The 6,724-nt window shown below is 45.6% G+C and carries 6 protein-coding genes; 3 read left to right on the top strand and 3 right to left on the bottom strand.

Annotated features, from left to right (window positions below):
* Positions 1-408: 408 nt before the first annotated feature.
* The 3 genes from C6Y45_RS17075 to dcuS all read right to left on the bottom strand — a co-directional run bounded on the left by C6Y45_RS17075 (position 409) and on the right by dcuS (position 4,248).
* Complete coding sequence (locus C6Y45_RS17075; RefSeq protein WP_107586434.1) at positions 409-1,728, bottom strand: 2-hydroxycarboxylate transporter family protein; 1,320 nt, start codon at positions 1,726-1,728, stop codon at positions 409-411.
* Positions 1,729-1,934: 206 nt separating this feature from the next.
* Positions 1,935-2,648 (bottom strand): response regulator, encoded by a 714-nt coding sequence (locus tag C6Y45_RS17070; RefSeq protein WP_107586433.1) that lies wholly within the window; start codon positions 2,646-2,648, stop codon positions 1,935-1,937.
* Entirely contained in the window at positions 2,641-4,248 is a 1,608-nt protein-coding gene (dcuS, locus tag C6Y45_RS17065) for a DcuS/MalK family sensor histidine kinase (RefSeq protein WP_245922698.1), read from the bottom strand. Before dcuS ends, C6Y45_RS17070 begins: the two co-directional genes overlap by 8 nt.
* Before the next feature lie 159 nt (positions 4,249-4,407).
* On the opposite strand from dcuS, the gene C6Y45_RS17060 reads away from it, so the two are divergent.
* The 3 genes from C6Y45_RS17060 to C6Y45_RS17050 all read left to right on the top strand — a co-directional run bounded on the left by C6Y45_RS17060 (position 4,408) and on the right by C6Y45_RS17050 (position 6,658).
* Positions 4,408-5,421: an LLM class flavin-dependent oxidoreductase gene (locus tag C6Y45_RS17060; protein ID WP_107586431.1), complete on the top strand. Its 1,014-nt coding sequence runs from the start codon at positions 4,408-4,410 to the stop codon at positions 5,419-5,421.
* On the top strand, positions 5,421-5,702 hold the full coding sequence (locus C6Y45_RS17055) for a DUF3219 family protein (protein ID WP_107586430.1): 282 nt from the start codon (positions 5,421-5,423) through the stop codon (positions 5,700-5,702). The genes C6Y45_RS17060 and C6Y45_RS17055 overlap by 1 nt, the downstream gene beginning before the upstream one ends.
* Positions 5,703-6,019: 317 nt before the next feature.
* A complete protein-coding gene (locus C6Y45_RS17050) occupies positions 6,020-6,658 on the top strand; it encodes a hypothetical protein (protein ID WP_107586429.1) in 639 nt (212 codons plus the stop codon).
* The last annotated feature ends 66 nt before the right edge of the window (positions 6,659-6,724 follow it).

Below are 6,724 nucleotides of genomic sequence, written 5' to 3'. Positions count from 1 at the left end.
GAAATGTCTACGCATGTATAAAAAACACTTTATAAACAGCCTGTAAAGATCGAGGATCTTTCACAGAACTTTTTTTGAAAACAGAAAGCGAACGGAAATTTCTTGAGTGAATGAAAGATAATTTGATGATTAATGACAGGTTGATAATGATTAAACTGATGTGAAATGAGATTTTTAATGATTAAAAAGCCGCCTGTAATGATTGAAAGTCCTCTTAATGACAGAACCCCCGCCCATAAAGATTAATACGTCTCCGCTAAAGTGAATAAGCCCTTCTATAATGATTAATAAACTCCGGGGGCAGTATTTCAGGAAAACACCGCAGCCGGATTTAGTCTGCTTCCTGCCCATGAAATCGGCATAAAAAGGCTGCCCCGCAAGCCGGTCACGGGGCAGCACCATTATTTCTTACAATAATGGAATCAGAAGGCCGGCGAGCAGCAGAATAATGGCACCTCCGAGTCGGGAAGAAATCTGAGCGAAAGGCATAAGCTGCATGCGCCTTGCTGCAGAAAGTACGGCGACGTCTCCGGTGCCTCCCATGTTGGCCATGCAGAGACCGGCTGTAATAGCCGATTCGATCGGATAAAAGCCGACCATGCGTCCAAGCAGTGCAGCCCCGAGCACGGCGCCGAGTACGACTCCGAGTACAGTGAAAATATACTGCGGTGTCAGTGCATTCAGTACAGCATTTAAGTCCGTATAGGCAATACCGATACCAAACAACAGGGCAAACGTCCAGTTGTTTGCTACGAACTTATACCACTGGCTTGCTCCGCCGAGGACGACTTTCGGAAGAACATCCAAAATTTTTGCCATGGCCACGAGAATAATCATCAGGGCGTAGGGATGAAGCGGAATAAATTCTCCAAGCAGTGTTCCGAGAGCAAAGAAAGCAAGAGCTGCCATCAGACCGATTCCCATAAGCTGAATATCGTATCTCTGTTTTTCCTCCTTATAGCTGAAGCCTTGAATAAGCTGGCCATTACCTGTAAGGGAAGGCACTTTGTTACCGACAATGTTTAGTACACTTGCCAGAATAATCGCGAAAACGTTACCGAGAGCAAGAGCCGGTACGAGCATGGAAATGTAGTAGCTTGGATCATTTCCGAGAATTTCTGAGTAAACCTGGCTGAGCGGGACAGCGCCGGCACCCATGCCGCCTCCCATAATTGGTGTGGCAATAACGAGCACGGCATCCATGATGGACATTCCGACGAAAAAGCCGAACAGTCCGGCGAGCCCAAGGGCACCGATGACGGCTCCCATAATAGGAAAGAAGTAACGCACACCAACTTTAATTAAAATTTCTTTGTTCATACCGAGAATGCTTCCCGTGATAAGGGCAGCAATATAAAAATTTAAAAAACCACCATCGGTCATAAAGTCTGTCATGGACGTCACAGCTGCTTCCGGAAGCAGCCCTGCAAAGTCCATGAAAGCAGCACCAAAAATGGCGACGATAGCTCCGCCTCCAAGAAACGTGCGCACAAAGGGGGTATTGTTACCAAGCCATCCAAGAAATTCACCAAGTACCATCATGAGAAGAAGAGCACCGATCATGCCGCCGGGAAGGCTGTCTGTGTACAGGCTGACGAGTGTAATCGCTACAAATGCACTGAACCATATGATCGGAATTCCAAAAATCGTGTGTTTATGTTTTTGTTCCTCCTCAGCTGGATAGGCCTGTTCTGTTTCCTCATACCTTTTTTCTGCTGTCTGAGCCATAAGAGTCACTCCTTTTTAGTAAGCGTTTTCATTAAAGTTCATCCTACGGCAGTTAACAGAAAATTCACACGTTATGTAATTAATATTAGTATTGTAATTAAAAAAAGCAGCCAAAGGGCTGCTTTCACGTTAGAACGGACTATTAATGTTTTAGTTTGCCCGTGAAACCACATTTCGGTCTCTGGAAAAGGCCCGGGGCTGACAGTTTATAAATAGTGCTGGATAACTTGACGGTTGGCTTCATTGATCCGGTACTGATAAATCGGTCTTCCAACACCATACGTCAGTGTTTCTTCCAGGAAACCGATGCTGGTCAAAAATTTTAAATACTTTCGGACAGATACTCTGGATATATCTGTCGATGAAGCAAGATCCTCCGTGGAAAAGGACCCGGGAGCGAAAACTGAAATTCTTCTACAGATTGTTTCCAGTGTGGTTTTAGTAAGGCCTTTTGGAAGCTCTGCCGTTTCCGGGATATGAGGGGGGGAAGGCTGTTTCTGAAGCAGTTGATCCAGATCTTCCTGGCTCATTCTGCCCTTCTGGTCCACCCTCCAATAATATTTTTCGTATTGGAGAAGAGCTTTTTGGAAGCGAGGGAACTCAAACGGCTTAATTAAATAATCAACGGCTCCAAGGCGCAGAGCCTTTTGAATTTCGGCTGTTTCCGATGTGGCCGTGATCAGAATAACATCTACATTTATCTTTTGTTCACGAACTTTTTTCAGGAATTCAAGGCCATTAAGTCCGGGCATATATACGTCGAGCAGAAGCAGGTCCACCTGCTTGGAAGCAAGGAGAGCTTCTGCTTCTTCACTGGTGGAAGCAGAAGCTATTGCACGGAAGCCTTTCATTTTTTCCAGGTAGCTTCTGTTAAGTTCTGCTACCATTGGATCATCTTCTACAATCAGAACATTAATCATAAGATTCGCCCCCGGTTTCGTAAGGAATAATTACAGTGAATTCAGTACCGTCCTGAATGGATGTTTCAATGGAACCGTCAAGCTTTTCGATGCTTTCTTTTACAAGGTGGAGCCCGAACCCTCTTGCTTCGCCTTCTTTTGTTGAATATTTTTTCAAAAATATTTTCTCTGCATCTTCTTCTTTAATACCGGGCCCGGAATCTGTGACTGAAACCGTGAGAAGCCCGTCGACAAAAGAAAAATGAACATGCACTTTTTTCTCCGTAAGATTCACTACGCTCTCGACAGCATTGTTTATGAGATTCCCTAAAATAGTAACCAGTTCTCCTGTTACAGCACGGTCTGCAGAAGCAGGTATTTTTGTTTCGAATGATAATTGAAATTCGACATGGGCTTCCCGGGCATAGCTCGCTTTTCCTATAATAAATCCGGCGAGTACAGGATCCTTTATATAGTAGGCAACGTTCTGTACTTCATGAGCCTGGTGATCGACGATCCGGGAAATATACGTTGCAGCGTCATTATATTTTTCCATCTTAATCATACCGAGCAGTACGTGCAGGTAATTCATGAATTCATGGGACTGGGAACGGAGAGAATCGGCATACATCTGTACACCGGTAAGCTCTTCCGCCAGTGAGTTGATTTCGGTTTTATCCCGGAAGGTAGCAATTGCTCCAACTGTCCGGCCATTAACGATAATGGGAATGCGGTTAATAATTATAGACAATCCGTGGAAAGAGTACTCCTGGTTGATTTCTTCCTTTCCGGTGTGAAGAACTCTTTCAAGCCCCGCACCCGGAATCACGTCGCTGATTCTTTTCCCTTCCGGATCTTCCGTCATAAGGCCGGCCTGTGTGAACAGTTCCCGTGCTGAACGGTTTACGAGTCTGATCCGGCCGTTTTCATCGATAGCCGTAATTCCTTCATGAGCTGACTGAAGCATGTGGTTTCTTTCCTCATGCAGCCTGGCAATGGCGTGGGGTTCCATTCCGAACATAATTTTCCTGATATAGCGGGACAGAACATAGGCACCTATGAGACCTATAATGAGCCCGAGAAGGGAGCCGGTGAGAATACGGTACTGGTTCTCAGCGACGGCAGCGTCCACCGTATCCAGGGAAAGTCCTACAGCGACAGCTCCTATCTGTGTACCGTCGTCATCAAACACAGGAGTAAATGCCCGCAGAGACTCTCCAAGTGTTCCTGCCGCGCGCGAAGTGTATTCCTCTCCCTGCTCGAGTACACGTGATTCATCCCCTCCTACAAAGGCTTCGCCTATCAGTTCCTCATCCGGATGCGATATTCGTATGCCATCCATATCCATAACAACGACAAAGTATACGCTGACAGCTTCCTGGATGGTGGAAGTATACTGCTGTACAGCTTCCGCGGCCGAGGGATCCTGCAGTCCGTTTTGGATTTCTTCGGTTTCCGCAGCTGCCCGTGCGGTAGTAAGCGCTTTTTCTTCAAGAGAATTCTCGATAGTTCTGCCGGTGGACTGTCCTGCAAGCAGGCTTGTAATAAGAAGAGAAATAAGAACGACACTGCAGACGAATAATATAATAATTGTAGTGAGCTTTAATTGTGGGAATTTCAAGTGGATCCGCCTCATTTGTTAGATTCTACTAAGTATTTTAATGCATTCCCAATCAGATTGATATGCCTGAAACAATATACATGAGGCACATTGTTTTCCATAGAAGGATTCGATTGATACGATAAAAGAGTAACTTTAAAAAAGAAAGGAACGTTTTGAATGTCTAATATACAAGTACCAGTTTCTGTATTAAACCTTGCCCCTGTACGAGAGGGGGAAGGGCAGAGAGAAGCAGTGGAAGATATGGTCGATCTGGCTCAGGCTGTGGAAGAAATGGGCTATGACCGCTACTGGATTGCCGAACATCACAATACGCCGACACTTGTCAGTTCGGCCACTTCGATCCTGATAAAACATACGCTCGAAAATACGAAAAGTATCCGCGTCGGTTCAGGAGGTATCATGCTGCCGAACCATTCTCCGCTGGCAGTAGCCGAGCAGTTCGGCACGATGGAACTTTTATATCCGGGCCGCCTTGATCTTGGTCTCGGCAGGGCTCCGGGAACGGATATGACAACGGCACGTGCGCTGCGCCGGACACAGATGGATACAGCTGTTCATTCTTTTCCGGATGATATACAGGAGCTTCTTCAGTATTTTGGTCCGGCCGGCACGCAGGGCAAAGTAAAAGCTTTTCCCGGAACAGGAGCCGGTATTCCGCTGTACATTCTCGGTTCGTCAACGGATTCAGCGGTTCTTGCGGCAAAGCTCGGTCTTCCATACGTTTTTGCCTCCCATTTTGCGCCAACCTACATGGATCAGGCGATTTCCATATACCGGGACCGTTTTCAGCCGTCAGAGTACCTTGATAAGCCGTATATAATGGTATGTCTTAACGTTATCGCAGCAGAAACGGACGAAGAGGCGGAGATGGAAACAACAACGATGCAGCAGTTTTTCCTGAATGTAGTACGAGGCTCGCAGAATCCTCTCCAGCCGCCGGTGACACCGGAGGAAATGGACAGACTGTGGATGCCTCAGGAGAGGGCGGTTGCTTCACAGATGTCCAGTATGACTTTTGCAGGAAGCAGAGATACGGTGCAGAAACAGCTTGAACGGTTCCAGGACCAGTATCACGCAGATGAAATTATGGCAGTTTCCTATATTTATGATCGAAACAAGCAGAAGCGGTCTTATGAAATTTTAAAAGAAATCACGGGAGAGCAGCAGTAATGACCAGTGAAATTAAGTTGAACGGCACAGTAATTCCCGTGGAACATTTCCAGCATGAACAGCAGGACGGAAAACATAAAATCACGGTGACTTTTCTTGTGACACACGAAAAATACCATGACATTACAACGCTGCTTTACGAAGGAATATTCGATGTGGATATACCGGAGAAATCGCTGTCTTTTAAAGGCATCATTTCCAGTTACTCCACGTCGATAACTAATTTGTATGAAGCAGGACAGACCGGGAAATTTTATCTCCAATTAACAGAAAAAGATTAAATAAAAAACACGGCGGGTGATTGGTCGAACAGGACCATACTCCGCCGTGCTTTTCGTTCTGCTTCCAGTAGAAAAGAGGAGGGAGGGTCAAAAACGAGCGGCAGCCCCTTCTCAATGCAGCAGATAGATGTTACTTTAACCCGGGGCTGTAAACACCCCTGAGGCGGGGCATGTTTGAACTTCCTCCCTATAGAGGAACGGTTATGGAAAAGAAGTCCTTTCTATGAAGGGGGTTTACTCAGAAAGGAAATACAGTATTAAAAAGCGAAGTAGTATACAATATGAATACAGTTTTTGAAACTGTAGAGGAGGTAACTATGCGGGTATTATCATTTAGTGAAGACGCTTATACATTATGGGCTTTAAACAACGAGATGGATTCAATTCTCGACCAGCTTGCCGATAACACGGCTGCGAAGGAAGTGTTGTTTCTGCCAAGTTTTGGGCGTCGTGCAGGGGACGACCGGCCGCAGTTCGGACAGTTTGATTTTATTTTGATCACCGAATCAGCGGTTTATCCGGCGGAAAGCCGCTGGGATATTTCTCCCGGCATCCGGGACGGGGTTCTTCAGTTGAAAGCTCCTCAGTGCAAAAGGCACATTATTTTTCAAAAATACATCCATCACTGGTATGAAGCAGGAACGGACGACTGGGCAGATTTCAGTGAACAAAACGATGGGTACTTAATTTATTTTTACAATGATGAAAGAATTGAAGTGCCGATTCCACCTGCGAACAGCCAGCTTGCAAAAAATCTTGGGTATGTAATGAAGCTGATTAAGCACCATTTTCCGGAAGAGAAACCTCCAGTGAGAAATGTGCTGCTTTACTTGTATAACGGCGGCCGTGCTTTTCTGCCGGAAGAAGTAAAAGGGACAGACTGTATTTTTGAACAAGTAAACGTGGACTATTCAAAAGACCAGGTGGAGAAAACGAGATTCCTTGATTTGATGTAAAGCCTATCATGCAGGGATGTTTTCAGGCTGTTTATAAAGTGTTTTTTATACATGCCTATGCAATTT

This window comes from Alkalicoccus saliphilus, from assembly GCF_003044065.1.
GTDB classification, from domain to species: Bacteria; Bacillota; Bacilli; order Bacillales; family Salisediminibacteriaceae; genus Alkalicoccus; species Alkalicoccus saliphilus.
Note: the sequence above shows the minus strand (reverse complement) of the source record. Positions and strands in the feature narration are given on the sequence as shown.

Coding starts and splice junctions, on each gene's coding strand:
- C6Y45_RS17075 (WP_107586434.1), bottom strand. CDS start 1,728: ATGGCTCAGACAGCAGAAAAAAGGTATGAGGAAACAGAACAGGCCTAT.
- C6Y45_RS17070 (WP_107586433.1), bottom strand. CDS start 2,648: ATGATTAATGTTCTGATTGTAGAAGATGATCCAATGGTAGCAGAACTT.
- C6Y45_RS17060 (WP_107586431.1), top strand. CDS start 4,408: ATGTCTAATATACAAGTACCAGTTTCTGTATTAAACCTTGCCCCTGTA.
- C6Y45_RS17055 (WP_107586430.1), top strand. CDS start 5,421: ATGACCAGTGAAATTAAGTTGAACGGCACAGTAATTCCCGTGGAACAT.
- C6Y45_RS17050 (WP_107586429.1), top strand. CDS start 6,020: ATGCGGGTATTATCATTTAGTGAAGACGCTTATACATTATGGGCTTTA.